At 61.9% G+C, this 19962-nt stretch carries 9 protein-coding genes and 1 pseudogene; 2 read left to right on the plus strand and 8 right to left on the minus strand.

Features of this window, described 5'->3' with window-relative positions; translation table 11 throughout:
- From D8M36_RS07885 to D8M36_RS07900, 4 genes and pseudogenes are all read right to left on the minus strand, one after another.
- Positions 1-2129: pseudogene (locus tag D8M36_RS07885) on the minus strand (hypothetical protein); the annotation flags it as partial.
- A 431-nt stretch (positions 2130-2560) separates the two neighbouring features.
- Positions 2561-4162 carry a helicase HerA-like domain-containing protein gene (locus D8M36_RS07890; protein WP_126848045.1) on the minus strand — a complete coding sequence of 534 codons (1602 nt, stop codon included), beginning with the start codon at positions 4160-4162 and terminating at the stop codon, positions 2561-2563.
- Between the two features lie 26 nt (positions 4163-4188).
- Positions 4189-4836 carry a TetR/AcrR family transcriptional regulator gene (locus tag D8M36_RS07895; protein ID WP_126848047.1) on the minus strand — a complete coding sequence of 216 codons (648 nt, stop codon included), beginning with the start codon at positions 4834-4836 and terminating at the stop codon, positions 4189-4191.
- An 85-nt stretch (positions 4837-4921) separates the two neighbouring features.
- Entirely contained in the window at positions 4922-6487 is a 1566-nt protein-coding gene (locus D8M36_RS07900; RefSeq protein ID WP_126848049.1) for an MDR family MFS transporter, read from the minus strand.
- A gap of 259 nt (positions 6488-6746) precedes the next feature.
- Here D8M36_RS07900 and D8M36_RS07905 point away from each other — a divergent pair, with 259 nt between their 5' ends.
- Both D8M36_RS07905 and D8M36_RS07910 read left to right on the plus strand, forming a co-directional pair.
- A complete protein-coding gene (locus D8M36_RS07905; RefSeq protein WP_065247279.1) occupies positions 6747-7034 on the plus strand; it encodes a type II toxin-antitoxin system Phd/YefM family antitoxin in 288 nt (95 codons plus the stop codon).
- On the plus strand, positions 7031-7426 hold the full coding sequence (locus D8M36_RS07910) for a type II toxin-antitoxin system VapC family toxin (RefSeq protein WP_065247278.1): 396 nt from the start codon (positions 7031-7033) through the stop codon (positions 7424-7426). Before D8M36_RS07905 ends, D8M36_RS07910 begins: the two co-directional genes overlap by 4 nt.
- Before the next feature lie 134 nt (positions 7427-7560).
- Here D8M36_RS07910 and D8M36_RS07915 read toward each other — a convergent pair whose 3' ends face one another.
- The 4 genes from D8M36_RS07915 to D8M36_RS07930 form a co-directional block, all read right to left on the minus strand.
- A complete protein-coding gene (locus D8M36_RS07915; protein ID WP_126848050.1) occupies positions 7561-9675 on the minus strand; it encodes a bifunctional metallophosphatase/5'-nucleotidase in 2115 nt (704 codons plus the stop codon).
- Positions 9676-9888: 213 nt separating this feature from the next.
- Positions 9889-16872, minus strand: a complete 6984-nt coding sequence (locus tag D8M36_RS07920; protein WP_126848052.1) for a G5 domain-containing protein — start codon at positions 16870-16872, stop codon at positions 9889-9891.
- Positions 16873-17142: 270 nt separating this feature from the next.
- Positions 17143-17973 carry an anaerobic ribonucleoside-triphosphate reductase activating protein gene (locus D8M36_RS07925; RefSeq protein ID WP_126848054.1) on the minus strand — a complete coding sequence of 277 codons (831 nt, stop codon included), beginning with the start codon at positions 17971-17973 and terminating at the stop codon, positions 17143-17145.
- Positions 17970-19829, minus strand: coding sequence for a ribonucleoside triphosphate reductase (locus D8M36_RS07930; protein WP_126848056.1), 1860 nt, complete (start codon positions 19827-19829; stop codon positions 17970-17972). Before D8M36_RS07930 ends, D8M36_RS07925 begins: the two co-directional genes overlap by 4 nt.
- Positions 19830-19962 lie beyond the last annotated feature (133 nt).

Consider the following 19962-nt stretch of genomic DNA (forward strand, 5'->3'; position numbering starts at 1 on the left):
GTGATCTCGTCACCATCGTTCACACCGTCACCATCGGTGTCAGCCTTCTTCGGATCAGTCGGGTCACCCTTACCGTCACCGTCGAAGTCCTTGTTCTTCTCACCCGAGACCTCGTCACCGTCATTGACGCCGTCACCATCGGTATCAGCCTTGTTCGGATCCGTGCCAAGCTCCTTCTCCTTGGCATCGCTCAGGCCGTCACCGTCGGTGTCTTTGTCTTGGTTTTCGACAGTTACGGTGATGGTGTCGATGACTTTGCCGTCAGGAGCGACAACGGGCACGGTGATCGTGTCGCCAGGCTTCGCCGTGTCGTTCGGCGTCACCGTGATGCTGCCATCGTCGTTAAGCGTGGCGGTTCCGGGACCTTCCACGGTGCCGATCTTGGTGCCATCGACTACCGGGCCACCGTCGTTCTTGATGGTAACTGCGGTCTTCTCGGGGGTCTTGGCGCTGTCAGCCCAGCGTGGATCGTTGTCCACGATGAACGAATCGGCGGCTACTGCGTTGGTATCGGCGTAGAGGGTTGCACGCACAATTTCACCGCTGGGCATACCCTGCGGAACAGTGAAGGTGCATTTTTCGGCCTCAGTCATGCTCGTGAGGTTGTCACAAGTCTTGAGGACCTTACCCTTGGAGTCGGTCCACTCAATCTTGTTCTTGAGCGGGGAGAGCGCCACACCGTCGAGCTTGATCTCAGCAGTGTCCCCCACCTTCGCCGGGTTGGCGGTGGTGTCGAAGTTCGTAATGTCGAGCTTCATCTGGGTCGTGGGGATGATGGCGAAGTTCACGTTGTAGGTGTTGCCGAAACCGCCCTTGAGGGACGCTGCCTGGGCAGCCCAGTTGGTCTTCTCGTTGCTGCGGTACTCCGGGTTGATCCACGACGAATAGGTTTCGAGCTTCTCACCCTTGTCATTCTCGACAAACATGTAGAAGCCCTTGTCCGCCGTGACTGCACCTTGCGCGAGCGCACCTTTGGGCACGCGGACCGTGTAGCGGCCGTTGGCGTCCGTAGTGGCGTAGCGCGTAAACGCGATGTACTCGGGGTGGTCAGTGAGAAGCCTCTTGGTCGCGGCCGCCTTCTTCGAGTCGTCGAGGCTTGCCACTTGGTCGTTATAGGCAGCGATGCCTTTGTCGGTGAGCTTCGAGATCACGACGCGGTAGCCCTTGGCGTCCGGATCGGCATCACCATTGTTCACGGGGCCGGTCGCCGAGTTGGCACGGTCACCGGCGCTCGTCTCAAGCCACACCTGACCGGAGATCGAGGACTTATCCGCTTCGGTGAAACCGGTCACGAGGCCCGGTTTGGCGATCGGACCTGCCGTGTCCTCTACCCACTCACTGCGCGGGCGGGTCATGTAGCCCTCGGCGCGCTCAGCCATGAGAACGCCGGTCTTCTGCATGTTGGTGCCGATCAACGGCCACTGGCCCAGGTTGGAGTCGGTAACCGAGTTCACAAACGAGCCGGGGAAGAAGCCACCATTCTGGCGGATCATCGTCACGGTGTTGCCAGTTTCGGGATCCTTGTATTCGGGGATCCAAAGACGGTAGTACTGACCGGCAGATGCGGTGTAGGCGTGGCGTTTGCCGGAGTGATCCTTCCAGCCCGCCACGACGTTACCCTTGGCGTCCTTTTCAAGCTCGCCCTTCTCGTTGACGCGAAGGTCGAAGGCGTAGGAGCCACCTGCGACGCCGTCACCGTTGGTATCAACCGCGCTCGTGGTCTTCGCCGTGTAGACGGGCGACACCGCTCCATCCTTGTCGAACCAGCGCAGGTACACGGTGGTGCCGTCGGGAACGGGGAAGTTGTTGCTCTGGAACGTCGACGGGTTGCCGTTGTTGTTGACAACCTGGGCCGTACCAGAAAGAACACCACGCGCGTTGGTGGTGTCGACCGTCTTGCTGATGTAACCGCTCTCGATGGCGTCGGCGTTGATCGGAGTGAGCGGCGAGGTCGAGTCTGCGGCGGAAGCAGCGGACACAAAAGGCGTGTCGAACGCGCCAGCGCCAGCCACGCTCGCGGTGCCGAGGATCGCGCCGACGGCGAGAGCTGCGGCCCCGCGGCGCCACAGCGGCGTTGTTGCGGCGGTCGCACGGTGGGTGTTCCGCGTACGGAAAGCATCAAAAACCATGAATGTTCCTATCAATAAGCATTGAGGGGGTACGGGGCGCACAAGCGCATGAACATACGCAAAGGCGCTCCATGGATGGAACACTAACACCGCACTCACAGTTCGGTAAGCCGCCAAAACGTTGGTCCACAACTTACCACTCGCCCCCTCTCCCCCAATCCGCAACTTTCGTCCACACCGACGAGCATCCGTTATACGGTTTTTCTCACCCGTCCGTAAGCTACTACCGAGTTATTGAGGCTATTCCACATTCACAGCCTCCCGCACAATCGTTACAAGATTGTTATGCCAGTGTTAGGCAAGCCATGACCACTCATGCGCCAGGCCCTCACACGCGCCCAACGGTCCTTAAAAACTGACGCCCCCAACGCCAGGCATGTCATTGGAGGAATGCCGGGGGTGAGGGGCGTCAATCAGAGATGGCGAGAGGGCTAACGCCGGCGGCGCTTCTTCGTGGTCCCGAACAGCGAACGCGTAATCTCACGCCCAAGCACCGTCCCCGCCGAACGGAAGAAGCTCTTCACCGCACTATTGCTCGCGATCTTCTCCACGAAACCGGGCTCGTTTTTCGCGGGCGTCGAGTCGGCAGCGTCATTCTCGCTCGCCCTGGGCTTCTCGGTTCCGACGGTTGCCGGGGAAGCGTCGGACTCCTTCTCGCCCACCTGACCACCTTCCGCGCGAGCCTTGAGGATCTCGTAGGCGCTCTCGCGGTCCACGACGTTCCCGTACTGGCCTGCGAGGGTGCTCGCGGCGACGATCCGGTCCACATCCGCCTCAGGCGCGGGCTCCATCGAGGATTCGGGGGCACGCATCGCGGTGTAGGCGACGGGGCTCGGGGCGCCCTTTTCGTTCATGACGGTCACGACCGCTTCGCCGGTCCCAAGCGAGGTGAGGAGCTTTTCGAGGTCGTATTCGGTCGTGGGGTAGGTGGCAACGGCCTTTTTGATGGCCTTCGCGTCGTCGGGGGTGAAGGCGCGCAGCGCATGCTGAACGCGGTTGCCGAGCTGCGCGAGCACATCGGCGGGAATGTCTTTGGGCGATTGGGTGATGAAGAAGACGCCCACGCCCTTGGAGCGAATAAGCCGAACCGTTTGAATGACCTGGTCAATGAACGCGTTCGAGGCGCCCTTGAAGAGGAGGTGCGCTTCGTCAAGGAAGAACACCAGTTTCGGCTGCGGAAGATCGCCCACTTCGGGCAGTACCTGATACAGCTCGGCAAGCATCCACATCATGAAGGTCGAAAAGAGCTCCGGTCGTTCGGCAACGCCCGGAAGTTCAAGGCACGAGATCATCCCGCGGCCGTCGGAATCCTTCCGCAGGAAGTCCTCGACGTTGAACGCGGGCTCGCCAAAGAAGGCATCGGCGCCGGAGTTTTCGAACTGGGTGAGGTTGCGCAGAATGACGCCGGCGGTCGCGGTGGAAATCCCACCGATGCTCTTGAGCTCATCCTTGCCGTCGGTCGTGAGGTATTGAATGAGGGCGCGCAGATCCTTGAGGTCGAGGAGCGCGAGACCGCTCTGGTCGGCGTAGTGGAAGATGAGGGAGAGCGAGGATTCTTGCGTGTCGTTGAGGCCAAGAACCTTCGAAAGGAGTACCGGGCCGAATTCCGTGACCGTCGTGCGGATCGGCACTCCTTTGCCATGGCCACCGAGTGAGAAAAATTCGGTGGTACCGGCACGGGAGACCCATTCTTGGCCGCGGGCTTTCGCGCGCGCGGTAAGTTTTTCCGACGCCTGCCCAGCAACGGCGATTCCGGAAAGGTCACCCTTCATATCCGCCACGAAAACGGGGGTTCCTGCCGCCGCAATTTGCTCCGCAATGAGCTGAAGAGTTTTCGTTTTACCGGTACCGGTGGCGCCCGCGATCAAACCGTGCCGGTTCAGCATTCCGAGCGGCATGTAGAGCGGGGCCTTAGGATTCGGTTCACCGCTCTCGACCACCGCACCGAGGTGGATGCGCGGCTCAGCAAAGTTGTAGGCGGCAACGAGGTCGCTCGTCGCAGGCGCGTTGTGGGGCTGGGCGGTGTCGGCCATGGTGCGAAACTCCTTGCGGTTGCGATCTACAGGTCGAGGCATCCCGATTCGTCAAGATCGTAGAAGATCGGCAGAGCCTCGGCGAGATCCACATTTCGATTGACAGCAATAGCGTAGACGCTCCGCAAGGTCGCCACGGCCCGCGAAACGTGAATCGCCGCGGCATCGCGCGCGCGTTCCGCTCCGAGGGTCGGCGAAAGACGCTGCGCGAGAACATCCCTGAGCTGCATGCTCACCTCTTTGTTGCGGTTAGCGACGATCTGAATCAGCTGCGGCTCACGCATCATCACGTGCTTCTTGAGGTTGCGGCTCTCGCTGCGCATCGACGCTTCCTTGACATGCGCCTCGATCAGAACACGCATGGAATCACGCGCGGCCTCCCCAGCGGGCCTCTCCTCGAGCATGCCCACAAACGTCCTCACGTTCTCGGTATCCACACCGAGCACGACCGCCTCTTTCGTGCCCCAATAGTTGAACAGCGTGCGCGGTGAAACGCCCGCCCGCTCGGCGATCTGATCAACCGTGACCTGCTCAAAACCGTGCTCGGCCACGAGCTCAAGCGCCGCGAGGTGCATCGCCTCACGCGATTCGCGTTTCTTCCGCTCGCGTAAGCCCTCGTGGCACGCTGGAGCGTCCAACGGTTTCCCGTTGTCAGTTGCGGCCGTATCGCTCACGTCGATCACCTTTTCGTCGTAGGGAGGGAGGGCGGGGCCGCCCGAGCAATTTCGGCCCGGGCGGCCCCACGCAGTTCCTCACGTGTTAGTTGGTGCTGCGCAGCTCGGTGTGGCGGATGAACAGCGAGAGCACGAGGGCGACAATCGCGAATGGGGCAGCCGTCATGAAGACGACGTGCATGGCATCGCCCATGCCGTGACGGATCGCCTCGACAATCGGGGCGGGGATCCCCTTGAGCTTCGACGGATCAAGGATCGCGGAGGCGCCACCGCCGGAGTCCCCACCGAATTTGCCCATGGCTGCGGCAGCCTGCGGCGGGAGCTGCGCCTGAATCTTCGGCATGAGATTAGCGCTCATGACGGAGCCGAGAACGGCGGTGCCGATCGTCGAGCCAACATTGCGGAAGAACTGCACGGCTGACGTGGCGACGCCGAGTTCTTCACGGGGCACAGCGTTCTGCACGATGAGGGTGTAGGTCTGCATGCACATCCCGAGCCCCATACCGATCACGATCATGACAAGCGTGAGATGAAGCTGCGTGGACTGCCAATCGAGGCGGGCGAGCAGGAGGTAGCCGGCGCTCATGATGATGCCGCCCGCGACGAGCAGACCCTTGTACCGGCCCCATTTTGTGATCAGGATGCCCATGACGATCGAGGTGAGGATCATGGCAAGGTTGAGCGGAATGAGGATTGCGCCCGAATTCGTGGCGGAGACACCAAGCACGCCCTGCGCGAACACGGGGATGTAGATAATGCCGCCAAACATGGCGACCGCGATCGCGAAGCTTGCGAGGATCGAGAGGGAGACCTGCGAGTCAGCAAGCATGTGCAGCGGGATAAGGGGGTTCTCGGCGCGCATTTCGATCAGCACAAACGCGGCGAGGAACAGCGCCGCCACCACGAACATCGTCATGATGACTGCGGAGTCCCAGTCGTAGGTGTTGCCGCCCCACGACACGGCGAGCAGGCCGATCACGAGGCCCGGCGTGAGAGTGAGCGCCCCGATGAGGTCGAACTTTCCGGCACGCCCCGTGTGCGGCAGGCGCATGAACTTCGCGAGGAACACGAGGGCAACGACACCGAGCGGAAGCGTGAGATAGAAAAGGTAGCGCCAACCGAAATTGTCCGTCACCCAGCCGCCAAACAGCGGGCCCGCGATCGAGGACACGCCGAACACGGCGCCCATGATGCCCTGGTATTTGCCGCGCTGGCGCGGCGGAATGATGTCACCAATGATCGTTTGGCTCAGCGGCATGATCGTGCCCATGCCGAGCCCCTGCACGGCGCGGGAGACGACGAGGAACCAGAAGTTCGTGGCCATGCCCGACATTGCCGAGCCGATCATGAACACGACGAGGCCCGCAATGTAGAACTTTTTGCGGCCGTACATGTCCGAGAGTTTGCCGACGACGGGCACCGCGACGGCCGACACAAGCATCGCCGCGGTCGCGATCCAGCTGTAGTGCTCCATGCCTCCGAGCTCGGCGACGATGCGCGGCATCGCGGGGCCGACGATCGTCTGCGAGATCGCGGCAACGAACATGCCGAGCATGAGGCCTAAGAACACGAGTTTGCCGTCGCGGTCAAGGCCGGTGAACTCTACCGGTGCGTCGCCTCGCTCCACGCGGGTCTGGACTGATGTAGACATGATCCCCTTTTCGCCAGTGCACCACCACACAAAACGTGCAGCGACTGCAAATCTTTACCGCCTGCGAGATTATCGTCTATGCCGGCCTCGACCAAGGGGCGCGCGGTGGAACGTGACGGAGGGATCATGGTGGCGCCCCTTACCGCCGACTAGCACCAGCCGAAATTAGCCAACACTGATGCACCTACGGCGACAACCTCCCTTGACGCACCGGCGCACTCCCCTTGAGCCGGCGTAGCACACGTGCTACGTTTGCCGCATGAGCGAAGCACTCGGAATTGACCGTACCCTCCCGCAGCGTGAGCTAAGGAATCAATCCGCGCGCGTGCTACGCGCAGTCGCTGCGGGCGAATCTTTCGTCGTCACGAATCGCGGCGAAGCTGTCGCTCGTCTCGTGCCCATCGACGAACAGGAACCTCGCCTTCCGATCACGCGGCCCGCCTCGAGAATCGGCGGTTGGAGCGACCTCGTCGATTCCCACGTCACGTCCTTTCCGAGCGGTCGCGCGCAGCGAGCATTAGATGACGTGCGGGCGGAACGACTATGACTGTCGCGCCGCGAATCTATGTTGATACTTCCGCGTTGGCGAAGCTACTCCTCGGCGAACCGGATTCCTCCGCGCTCAGTTCTTGGCTCGACGCTTCACAGACCGAACTCGTTTCGAGCGACCTGCTCGAAACTGAGCTGAGGCGGATCGCCGTTCGCGAAGGCGTCGAGCAAAAGGTCGCCACGGCAATCCTCGCCGGGGTTTCACTCGCCACTTTGGATCGCACAGCCTTTCGGAGCGCAGGCCTCTTGCCCGGGAAGCATCTTCGAACCCTCGATGCCCTCCATCTCGAAAGCGCTCTCCGCTTGGGTGCAGCCGCCATGCTGACATACGATCACCGCCTCGCGGAAGCTTGCGAAAGCGTCGGCCTCGAGACCATCGCCCCCTCATAGTCGCCGAGCCCGCACATCTTCCCGTCGAAATTCGGGAGGGCTCGGCACCCAGCCCGCCGCCATTAAACGACAAGACTCGGTCCCGAGCCTCATCGGCCCGGGCCCGAGTCCCGCACGACGCAGATCGCGAGAAGCTAGGCGCGGTCAGCGCGGCGGCGCGCGACGAGCACGCCACCTGCAGCGACCATCGCGAAGGCCACCCCCGCAACACCAAGCGACTCAGCACCCGTGCGTGGAAGCGCCGACACACGCGAACCGCGCGAGGTAGCCGAACCGGAAACATCCTGGCCCCTGCCGCCAGCAGGCGCCGGAACGCCCTCGGTATCGCCGGGAGCGGAGGTACCGTCGGAATCATCCTGGCCGGACCCATCCGCCGGGGCCTCTTCGGTACCGTTCCCGGTATCGGGCGCTACAGCGCTCTGATCGAACGCGAGAACAACATAGCCGGTCGTGGCGCCGGCCTTGATCGTGTAAACGTACGAACCAGCCTCGGTGTAGTTCGGGATCGTGATGGTGAACGTGGCCTTGCCGGTCTCGTTGCCATCAAGCGTGTTGTCCACAGGACCACGGCCAAGCTCGTTGCCCTTCTCGTCATACATGATGGCCTCAGTCGGCTTGTCCTCGTCAGCGGTCATGGACAGCGAGCTGAGGCTGATCTCAACCTTGTCGCCAGCCTTGAACGACTCTGCTGAGGCCGCAAAGCCAATGCCGCGCTGCCCCTGATCGACCTTGTAAGGCGAGACCTTCTGGAGCCATGCATTGAACGCGTCGAGGTCAACTTCGGTCGAATCGATGCGGTTCTTGCCCTCACCGAATACGGACGAGAGGAGGTAGGAAGTCGTGGCGACCGTGTAGGTTGTCTTCGCCTCGACCGGCTTACCGTCGAGGCGCACGTCCATCACCTTCGACCCCTCGGGGGAGGTGGGGTTGTAGGTGTAGGAAAGGTTGCGGCTGAAGCCGGCGTTCTTGACACGCGGTTTGCCGGAGTCATCGGTACCGAACTGGGCTTCCACAAGACCGATCAACTGCGCGCCCGTGATCTCGACCGTGCCGAGCGTGTTGCCGAAAGGCTGCACCGTCCCCGATTCGACAACGGTGATCTTGCCGTCCTGGTTAGGATCAAGGTCAGCGCGGGTGCCGCCAGCGTTCTGATAGCCGAGGTCGGCGCCCTGTTTTTGGTCCTTGCCCCAGGCGAGGAAACCGTCGGCAATCATGTTCACGGCCGTGGATTCGGCGCCCGAGGAGCGGGCGGTGAGAGCCTTGCCCTCGATTTCGGCGAGGGTCTTGTTGGTCTTTTCAGCGTAGGCGGCGGCCTTGGAGTAGATGTCCATCGCCTTCTGGTCGGTGGGCGCGTCGGGGGTCTGCTCGATGTCGGCGACCTCGCTCATGGATGCGTCGACGCTCACCTCACCGTCAGCGGCGACGGTGATGTCGAAACGGCCAAGAAGCTTGCCGAAGTTTGCCGGTTGAATCACGGGAGCGCCGCTCGCGGTTGTGAGCTCCGCTTTGCGGTGGCTGTGGCCACCCACCGCGGCATCGACGTTCTCACCGACCTTGGCGGCGATGTCGGCATCGTCGTGCACGAGAGCGATCACGACGTCGGCTTCGCCGTTGGACTCGTCGCCGTCTTTGAGCTGCGCCGCGTACTTATCAACAGCCGCAACCGGGTCCGTGACGGCGAGGCCCTGGTTCGTGAAGGAATCCACCGCGATGTCCTTCGGGGACGAGATCGGCGCGGTGCCGATGAAACCGACCTTCACGCCCGAGTCCGTGTCGATGATCGTGTACGGCGGGATCGCTTCGGGATCGGCGCCGGTAAGGTTCGCCGCGAGATACGGGAAACTCGATTCTTTGTTCAGGCGGGCACCAACGGCCATGTCTTCTTTGTAGCCCTTGTCGAACTCGTGGTTGCCGGCCGAAGACACCTGAAGGCCCATCGCGTTGAGCGCCTCAATGGTGGGTTCGTCCTTCTGCACCGACGAGATGTAGGCGCTGCCGCCCACCGAGTCGCCGTTGGATGCAACGATCGTGTCGCCCGGGTTTTCGGCTTTGATCTGTTCGATCTGGTAGGCGAGGTTCGGGACTCGTTCGAGGTGGCCGTGGAGGTCGGTGAAGGCTGCGACGGTGACGGTTTTCGAACCGTCATCGTTCACGGTCGCGAGCGCGGGTGCGGTCGCGGAAAGGGCAAGGGCGCTGGCTGTGGCCAGGCTCGCGCCGGCGAGCAGGGCACGGCGGGGGAAAAAGCGCATGAAGAATCCTCACGGAGACGCGGATGGGAAAAGGGGAAGCAGCCCAAGGTTACGCCCGCAACTTTGCACTTCGGGGTGAACGTGGTGACGACTTGGTGAACGTGCGCTGTTTCCGGAGGGCATACGAAAGCGGCGGGGGCTCGGGATTTCTCCCGCTCCCCCGCCACTTGTGTGCGGTGAACGACGCGGCCTCACGGCCTCATCTGCGCTGCATCAGCGCTGCGAACGCGACTTCCTGCGAAGTGCCAGAACACCCACGCCGCCAAGGACGAGCAGCGCCGCGATGCCTGCCGTAGCGGCAATCTCTGCACCGGTGCGCGGCAGCGGGAGTGGCGACGAAGCTTCCGGACGATCCTGCTTATCCGGTGTGCCGCCCTGGTCGGCCGGCTTCTCGGGCGTACCGGGCTGATCCGGTGTGCCGCCCTGGTCGGCCGGCTTCTCGGGCGTACCGGGCTGATCCGGTGTGCCGCCCTGGTCGGCCGGCTTCTCGGGCGTACCGGGCTGATCCGGTGTGCCGCCCTGGTCGGTCGGCTTCTCGGGCGTACCGGGCTGATCCGGAGTGCCCGGCTCGTCGGGTGTACCCGGGGTACCAGGCTCAACGCTCGGGTCATCCGTCGGGTCTACCGGAGCCGGATCATCCGTCGGAGCCGGAGTCGGTTCCTCAGTCGGATCCGTGGTCGGATCGTCCGTCGGATCCGTGGTCGGATCGTCCGTCGGATCCGTGGTCGGCTCATCCGTCGGAGCCGGAGTCGGTTCCTCAGTCGGATCCGTGGTCGGATCGTCCGTCGGATCCGTGGTCGGCTCATCCGTCGGAGCCGGAGTCGGTTCCTCAGTCGGATCCGTGGTCGGATCGTCCGTCGGATCGGTACTCGGGTCATCCGTCGGATCCGGCGTCGGTTCCGTGGTCGGGTCATCCGACGGATCCTCACCCGGAGCAGGCGTCGGATCCTCACCCGGCGTCGGGTTATCGCAGTCGCACTTAGTGCCGATGCGGATGATCTGCTTGACCGGTTCCTTGGTGCGCTCGGTGGTCACCTCGGGGTCGCCGGAAGGCTTGCCGTCAACGATCTTCTGCGTCGAGGTCACAACCTCAACACCGTTCTCGCCCTTCTGATCGATGACCTGCGTGCCCGACTCGAGGGTGTCATCAGTGATGATCTCCGTCTCGAACGGAATCGGTCGATCGATCTTCGTCACCACCGAGGTGTCCTTCGCGCGCGGACCGTACTCGACGATGCGCGGCTTCGGATCCTTGGTCGTCACGTCGGAGCGGGTCGACACGTTGGGAATGCCGCCCTCTTCGATCGTGGCATCGAACTTGACCGTGATGGTCTTTTCGCCGAACTCACCTTCCTGCACAACCTTGACTTCGCCGGGGGCGAGGTCGGGGTTGGGTCGCATGATGGTCTCGTAGCCGACGGCGGTCGTCCACGTGAGCTCATCGGTAGCCTTGCCCGGTTTGGTGCCAACGGTAATGACCTGGTCGACGGGCTGCTCGGTGATCTCTTCCGAGATCTCCGGGTCACCCGGCTTCGAGTTGACGATCTCTCGCGTGATCGTCACGGTCTTCTTTCCGGGCTTGCCCTCTGTGGTCACCTTGGACTCGCCAGCGGGCATGTTCGGGTCGTAAACGACCTTCACGCCGAAGGGAACCTCGGTCTCGAAGGTCTCGGTGTTCGTGCCAGCCGTCTTGGTGCCGACGCGCAGCTTGCGCGGTGTCGGCTCCTTGGTCACGTTCTCGGTGGTCTCCGGATCTCCGACGGCAACTCCGTCCTTAAGCTTCCAGACTTTGGTGACTTCCTTCTCGCCGTAGGCACCGGCCTGATCCTCGACAACCTTGCCCGACTCGAGGTTCGGGTCGGCTTCGATGATCGTCTCGAACGGCAGCTGCTCGGTGTGCCTATCGGTCAGCTCAGTCTGGCTCGGAGCGGTTCCAACCTCGATGATCTGCTTAGTTGGCTCGCTGACGGTCTCAGTCGAGTCATCCGTGGTGATCTCACCGTTGTCGGAAGTCACCGTGACGGTGTGCTTGACCTCGCCCGGCTTGCCCTCCTGGACAACCTTGGTCTCGCCAGCCTTGAGTTTGGGATTCTCGCGAACCTCTACCTCAAACGGGGTGCTCTCGGTCCACTCCACGGTCTTGGAGGTGGTGTCACCCTTGGTTCCAACCTTGATGATCTTCTTGACCGGCTCAGCAATGCGCTCGGTTTCGGTCGTTGTACCCGTGACCTTCGAGTTCTCAATGGTCTGGGTGGTGGTCACCTTATCCTTGCCCGGCTTGCCCTCCTGGACAGTCTCCTGGGTGCCGGCAGGCATGGAGTCATCGAACTGAATCTCGGTCTCGAACGGAACTTCAACCTCGGACTCAGTGGTGTTCGTGCCCTCAGTCTTGGTACCCACACGGATGACCGCGTTGGTCGGCTCCTTGGTGCGCTCCGTGGTGACGGTCGGGTCACCCGAAGGCTTGCCGTCGACGATCTTCTGCGTCGAAGTCACGACCTCGGTGCCGTTCTCGCCCTGCTTGTCGACGACCTGCTCGCCAGCCTTCAACGAATCATCAAAGACGATTTCCGTCTCGAACGGGACTGGCTTCTCAGTCTTGGTGACAACAGAGGTGTCCTCAGCCTGCGGGCCGTACTCGATGATTTCCTCGACCGGTTCCTTGGTGGTTTCGCCCTCAGCAACGTAGGACTCATCACCAACAGAACGGAAGATGGCGGTGAAGGACTTTTCGCCGTTCTCGCCCTTCTGAACAACGCGGGTCTCACCGGGAGCGAGGTCCGGGTTTACGCGCACCGTGGTGCTGTAGGGCACCGGAACGGTCCACTCGGCCTTCTCAGTATTCTCAGCGGGCTTGATGCCAACCTTGATGACCTGATCGACGGGCTCTTCGGTGACCTTCTCCTCGACCGTGGCTTCGCCATCCGGCTTCGAGTTGGTGACCTTCTGGGTCACCGTGACGGTCTTCTTGCCCGGCTTGCCCTCGGTGACGGTCTTCGACTCGCCCGCAGGCATCGTCGGGTCATACTCCACCTTCACGCCGAACGGCACCTCAGTCTCAACAGACTTCGAGGTCTCACCCGTTGTCATTGTGCCAACTCGGATGATCTGCTTGACAGGCTCCTTGGTGCGCTCGGTGGTCACCTCGGGGTCGCCCGAAGGCTTGCCGTCGACGATCTTCTGCGTCGAGGTGACAACCTCGGTGCCGTTCTCGCCCTGCTTGTCGACAACCTGCTTGCCGGCCTCGAGTTTGTCGTCGAAGACGATTTCGGTCTCGAACGGCACCGGCTTCTCCGTCTTGGTCACGACGGTGGTGTCTTCGGCTGCCGGACCGTACTCGATGATCTCGTTGACCGGGTCCTTGGTCTGCTTCTCTTCAGGGGTGACAGTTGCCTGGTCGCCCGTGGCAGTGAAGTCAGCGGTGTAGGTCTTCTCGCCGGGCACGCCCTTCTGGACGACCTTGATCTCACCCGGCTTCAGCTCCGGGTTCGGGCGGGTCTCCACCTCGAACGGAACCTGGGCAGTCCAGGTGACCTTCTCGGACGCCTCAGACGGCTTGGTTCCGACCTTGACGACCTGGTCGACGGGCTCTTCGGTGACCTTCTCCTCCACGGTGGCTTCGCCATCGGGCTGAGAGTTGGTGACCTTCTGGGTCACCGTGGTGGTCTTCTTACCTGGCTTGCCCTCGGTCACAACCTCAGACGTACCGGCAGGCATGTTCGGATCGAACTCGATCTTCACACCGAACGGGACCTCGGACTCGACGGTCTTCTTGGTCTCACCGGCGGTCTTCGTACCTACGCGAATGATCTGCTCGGTCGGCTCCTTGGTGCGCTCGGTTGTCACGGTCGGTTCACCCGAAGGCTTGCCGTCCACGAGCTTCTGAGTTGAGGTCTCTACCTCGGTGCCGAGCTCGCCCTGCTGGTCGATAACCTGCTCACCCTCGGCGAGGGTGTCATCGAAAACGACCTTCGTCGGGAAAGGAATCGGCTTCTCAGTCTTTGTCACGAGCTCGCTGGGGGCCAGGCCCGGACCGTACTCGATGATGCGTGGCTTCGGCTCCTTAGTGGTTTCCTCTTCGGCCACCTGAGCGTCGCCACCCTCGGCGGTGAACTTGGCGGTGTAGGTCTTCTCGCCGTTCTCGCCTTCCTGGACTACCCGGGTTTCACCAGGCTTCAGCTCCGGGTTCTCGCGAACCTCAGTCGGGAAGGGGATCGGAACCTTCCAGGTCACGTCCTTCGTGCTCGCCGCCGGCTTCGTGCCGATGACGACGACTTCGTTCACCGGAGCCTTCGTCTGCTCCCAGCTGCCGTCCTTGTTCTGCTTCTCCGAGCCCGGCTCGCCCTTGGTCTTAACCTTGTACTCGCCGGCAGGGATGGTGTCGTCGTACTTGTATTCGACCTTGAACGGCACCTCGCGGGTGGGAACGTCAATAACGTTCACCACAGCGTAAGCGGTGTCGGTAGAGCCGTCCTCGTAAGTCACAGTAACCGGAATCTTGACCTGATCACCTGGCTTCGCGTCTGCGGGAGCAGTCGCGGTGACCTGGCCGTTGTCGTCAATGCTGACCTTCCAATCGGCAGGCACATCACCCAGCTTGTATGGGTTTTCCTTCGCGACGTTGACGTTGTCCGGCTTATCCAGAGCAACCGGCAACTTAGCGGTCTCGCCCGGGTACACGGTCTCTACGGGATAAGAAGGTTCAGCTTCCCAGTTATTAGACAGCTTCACCACGGTGGTGACGGGCACCTTCGGGGTGGAACCGTCGGGGCGGTTCACCGTGACGGCGACGGTCTTCTTGTCGCCCGGCTTCGCACTCGCAGGCGGCGTCGCGGTGACGTCACCAGTCTTGGGATCGATCGTGTACTTCCAGCCGTCGACCTCTTGCTCGGTGACGGGCTGACCGTCCTTGATGCCGAAGGAGAACGTGGAGCCCTTGGGCGCGCCGTCGATCTTGTGCGTCACCGCGGTGTTCGGGCTTGTCGATTCCACGGAGTAGCTCGGGATAGCGCCGTCCGCGATGACCGCGATCGTGCCGGTCACCTTCTGAGGCTTCACGCCATCGCCGTAGTGCGCGAGCACGGGGACGTCGAGGGTGTCGCCCTCTTCGGCGCTCGCGGGGATGGTGGAGGTGAGCTCGCCGGTGTTCTCGTCGATCGTGACGGTCCAGTCACCGTTCGTGTAGGTGAGGCTGCCATCTTCGAAGGTGTAACGGGTCGGGGCAGCGTCATCCGCGCTACCGCTCAGGCCCTTCTCGGGAACACTCACGGGCAGGGAAACCTTGTCACCGTTCGTACCGGTCACGGTGGGGTACTCCGGCACCTTGATGTTCTCCACAACCTGGAACTGCACCTTGATCTCGTCGGTGGTCTGGTCCGGGTAGGTTGCGGTGACCTTCGGGGTAATGACGGTACCGGAGGGGACCGTGTCGTCAGCCTTCGCGGTAACGTTCCCCTTCTCGTCTACCGTCACGGTCCAGCCGCTCGGAACGGTCGAGGGATCAACTTCGAATTTCGCCGGCGCGACTGCCTTCTTACCCTTCATGACGGGTTTCGTGGTGATCTGCGAGGTGAGCGACGTGTTCGGCGCCCCCTTCGTCATGCCGGGGTTTACGAGATCCGTGACCTGCGTGTTGTTCGGGTCAATCACGACGAGCAGCGGGATCATATCCTTCGACCCGTTCGAGTACGTCACGATCACGCGAGGCTGGGCGAACGTGCCCGGGACGGGGTTCTCAGGGGCCGTCACGGTGACGTTATGTGTGGTGGGGTCAAGTGCAACGTCCCACCCGTCGTAGACGTACGTCTCATCGAGCGCGACCGTGGCCTCCTGGCCACCGTCGGCCTTCTTTTTGATGAGGTCAGCGATCTTGTCGGGAACCTGTGTGAAGGTCACCGACTGGCGAGCTTCGGCAAGCGGCCCCTTCGGGCCCTCGACGCCGGAGATGATGGTGGCGTCAGCCTTGTCGTACTTCGGATCGTGGTACATCGTGTCATCGAGCGAGAACGCCTTGCTGTCGATCACGTTTGGCGTGTTGTAGCGCGTAAGCGAGTTGGACTCATCGGAGACGACGGCGAAAGCACCGCCGTTATTGCGCTGGACAGCCGCGTTCTCGAGCTGATCCACCGTGCGCGGCTTCGCGATCACCGAGAAGTTCACGTTCTGCTGGCCAGCGATTTCGCGCTGCTCCTTCATCTGATCGGCATTGTCCGCGTCGCGGTACGCGGGCCACGTGTAGAAAATATCGCCGTTCTCGTCCACGCGCAGGAGCTTTTCGCCGCCGCCCGAGGCTGCGGTGTCGCTCGTACCGAGGAACTTTCCGACGCCATCATTCGCTTCGACGACGATGCGGGAAAGCGAATCGTCAGCGCCCTCTGCGGGCTTCGGCACGTTGATGTGCCCCACCTTCGTTTCTTCACCGGGAACGATCACATGCTTCGTGATGTCCTCCCACGTCACCGTGATCGGGTTACAGTCCACGTTTTCGCTCGGCCACGGGTTCACAGTTGCGCTGACGTCTGTGTTACGGAACAACTGGGTATCGCTATGCGGATTGTCTTGGGAATACCGAGCAGCCCAGAGGTACCTTACGGGCTCCTCTGCGGTCGCCTCCGCATATTGCGCGATCTTCTCAGACGACAGCTCCGGAGCTATCGTCGCCGTCCAGGGTTGACGACCGGTTTTAGCGACGGACAAGACCTCGTCGGCCTTGTCCGTTGGAGGTTTGGAGGTCCTGAGAGGGTTCTGGTCGTTGGGCCCCAGGGCGGGATATTCACCTTTGACCGCGTATTCACCGGCTTTAGCGTTTGTGCCACGCACAACCCAGTCATTGAAGGTGCGATCCTGCGAACCATCGAAGGTGAGCTCCACCCCGAACGACCTTTTATCGGCTCTTTCAGCCGCGGGTTCGTAGATAGCCCACGAGAAGCCCGCCTGACTGCCTTCACCTGAAGCGCCTTTAAGCGTACAGGAACCAGCCGGCAGGTCCGAGGCCTTCTGAGCGTCCTTTTCCACGACACCTTCGCCGTTGGCGCCGCGGATGCCTCCGGTGAGTGTCGCGGCGGCCGCGGGCTGCGGCGCGAAAATACTGTGGGGAAATGCGCCGAGCGCGCCTACCGCGAGCGCGACAGCCGAAAGCGCAGCAACACCGGCGCGCGGCCTCAGCCTGCGGGGTGCCGTACTACGAGAAGAAGCCATTCTTCAATCCTTCTTAGTTGAGGAAAATGCCGCGCTCAGGGGGAATGAGCGCGACGGATGCACTGCATCATCACTTGGGATCTCTTCCAACACCGCCGGGCGGCGTAGGCGCAGAAATCACCTCGTTACCACCCTTGAGCCTAGCGCACACCCCACACTCCGCGCTAGAGCCCATTTCCCTCTCGTGACTAATTCCAAAAATCGCCACCTACCAGGCCTTTCGTTTCACATTTCGCCACGAGGATGAGCAGTGGGAGCACATCTCACCTTTTATTTTTTCATCACATTCGCCTCAGTGAGATCCGCACGGCGCGCCTCGACGTCGACTCCCACGATTTCACCCGTGGCGCGCGCGCGCTCGAGCACCGTCTCAAACATGCGGTCCCACCGGGGCTTCTCGGGGAGCGAGCACGCAAAAGATTCAGAGGCCCCGGTGCTTCTCACCTGCTGAAACACCAGGCTCCGCGCATGCCGCGGCACGCCCGCCTCGCGCCACAAATCCGAAGCAACCTCCACGATTCGCGGCGCATACGGGGCGAGCAGCGGAGTAAGAGTCGTGCGGAGCTCCACGTCAACGCCGGCGCGCGCAAGTGCGAGAAACGAGCGCCGCGAATTTTCCCAGGATCGGGCGGGTCCCCGCCCGGTGACGGGCATTCCGACGGTTGCCTCGAAAACCTCGGGCGGAGCTTTAAGGTCGAAACCCACCCAATCCACGAGGGGGCCGCCCGCGGCATTCACGAGTGCCTCGATGCGTGTGGGGAACGCGCCTCCCGTGTGAAGACCGGCGCGAAAGCCGAGGTCGCGAACCTCCTCGAGCGCGGGGATGAGCGCGTGCTGCATCGTGGCCTCGCCACCGGAAAAGACGACACCGTCGAGGAGGCCCCGCCGCCTGGCCAGCAGGTCGCGAACCTCGCTCCACGACACCGTGCCCGGCGTGCGCGGATCGAGAATCGCCCGATTGTGGCAATAGCTGCACCTCCACGGGCAGCCCTGGAGAAACAGGGTCGCCGCGAGCGTGCCGGGCCAATCCACGGTTGAAAGGGGCACGAGGCCCGCGATTCGCAGATCCTTCGCCGCAGGCGGGGTGGAGCGTGCGCTCATGCAGTCACGACGGTTGCCGAGCGAGCGTCGGAACCCGTGATTTTTCCGTGGTTTCCGGCCGCGCTTTCCGTGAAAAATGTGCGTTCTTCAAATTCGCCCTTTTTCCCGATATTGAACGAGCTTACGGGCCGGTGATAACCCATGACACGCGTCCATACTTCGCACACGTCGCCGCACGTGGGGCACTCGCGATGTTCACCCTTGAGGTAGCCGTGGCTCGGGCAGATCGAGAAGGTTGGAGTGATGGTGAGATACGGAAGATGGAAGTTCGAGAGGGCACGCTTCACGAGCCGTTTCGCGGCCTCGGGCGAACTCATTTGCTCATTCATGTAAAGGTGCAGCACGGTGCCGCCGGTGTATTTGGTTTGCAGCTCGTCTTGCCATTCGAGTGCCTCGAACGGATCCTCGGTGGCGCCCACGGGAATCTGCGAGGAATTCGTGTAATACGGATTTTCCTCCGTGCCGGCCTGGAGAATACCGGAGAAACGCTCGCGATCGGCTTTGGCGAGGCGATACGTTGCCCCTTCCGCCGGAGTGGCCTCGAGGTTATAGAGGTTCCCCGTCTCCTCCTGGAACTGCACCATCTTTTCGCGAATATGGTCGAGGATGCGCACGCACATCGCACGCCCAGCATCCGTCACGAGGTTCTCGGTGTCGCCCGTAAAATTGCGCACCATTTCATTCATACCGTTCACGCCGAGCGTCGAGAAATGGTTGCCGAGGTGCCCCATGTAGCGCTTCGTATACGGGTAGAGTCCGCGATCGATGAGCTCCTGCACGGTCGCGCGGCGCTTCTCAAGCGTGTCTTTCCCGAGTTCGAGGAGGTGATCGAGAGCGTTCACGAGCGCGTGCTCATCCCCCTTGTGAAGGTAGCCGAGGCGCGCCATGTTCATCGTGACCACGCCGATCGAGCCAGTCAGCTCGGCGCTACCAAAAAGGCCGTTGCCGCGCTTGAGGAGTTCACGCAAATCAAGCTGAAGGCGGCAGCACATCGAGCGAATCTGCCCGGGGTCAAGCTCCGAGTTGATGAAGTTTTGGAAGTACGGGAGGCCATACTTCGCCGTCATCGTAAACAGGCGCTCGGTGTTCGGCGAGTCCCAATCAAAATCACGAGTGATGTTGTAGGTGGGAATGGGGAAGGTAAATACTCGACCATTCGCGTCCCCCTCAGTCATCACGTCGATGTAGGCGCGATTGATGAGGTCCATTTCCTCTTGCAGTTCGCCGTACGTAAAGTCGCACACCTCGCCACCTACAAGCGGGTATTGCTCTTGTAGATCCTCCGGGCAATGCCAGTCGAACGTGAGGTTTGTGAACGGGCACTGGCTTCCCCAGCGGCTCGGCACATTGAGGTTATAGATGAGTTCTTGCATGTTCTGGCGAATCTCGCTATAGCTCATAGAATCAAGCCGCACAAAGGGTGCCATGTACGTGTCGAATGAACTGAACGCTTGCGCGCCGGCCCACTCGTTTTGCAGGGTGCCGAGGAAATTCACGATCTGCCCGCACGCACTCGAGAAGTGCTTCGGCGGCGCGGAGGCAATTGCGCCCGGAACACCGTTGAAACCTTCTTGAAGCAGCGTGCGCAGCGACCACCCGGCGCAATATCCGGTGAGCATGTCGAGGTCGTGGATATAGATGTCGCCTTCACGGTGAGCGCGACCCGCCTCCTCGCTGAAAACTTCGTCGAGCCAATAATTCGCGACGAGCTTGCCCGCCGAGTTGAGCACGAGACCGCCCACGCTGTAGCCCTGATTCGCGTTCGCGTTCACGCGCCAATCGGCGCGAGCAAGATAATCGTTGATTGTGGAAATCGGGTCCACAAGGGTGCGCTCAGGTTTCTGGCGTGCGGGCATGGTGCGCTCCTATCGCAAAAAGGGTGGTGTGGCTGTATGCGCCGATGGGGCCGCGGCGGCGCCGCTCTCGACTGCCCACCCAGATTCACCCGGAAGAGGAATATCTTGTGGTGCGACACGCGGAGGCCACAAT

Source organism: Dermabacter sp. HSID17554 (genome assembly GCF_003989295.1).
Taxonomy (GTDB): Bacteria; Actinomycetota; Actinomycetes; order Actinomycetales; family Dermabacteraceae; genus Dermabacter; species Dermabacter vaginalis.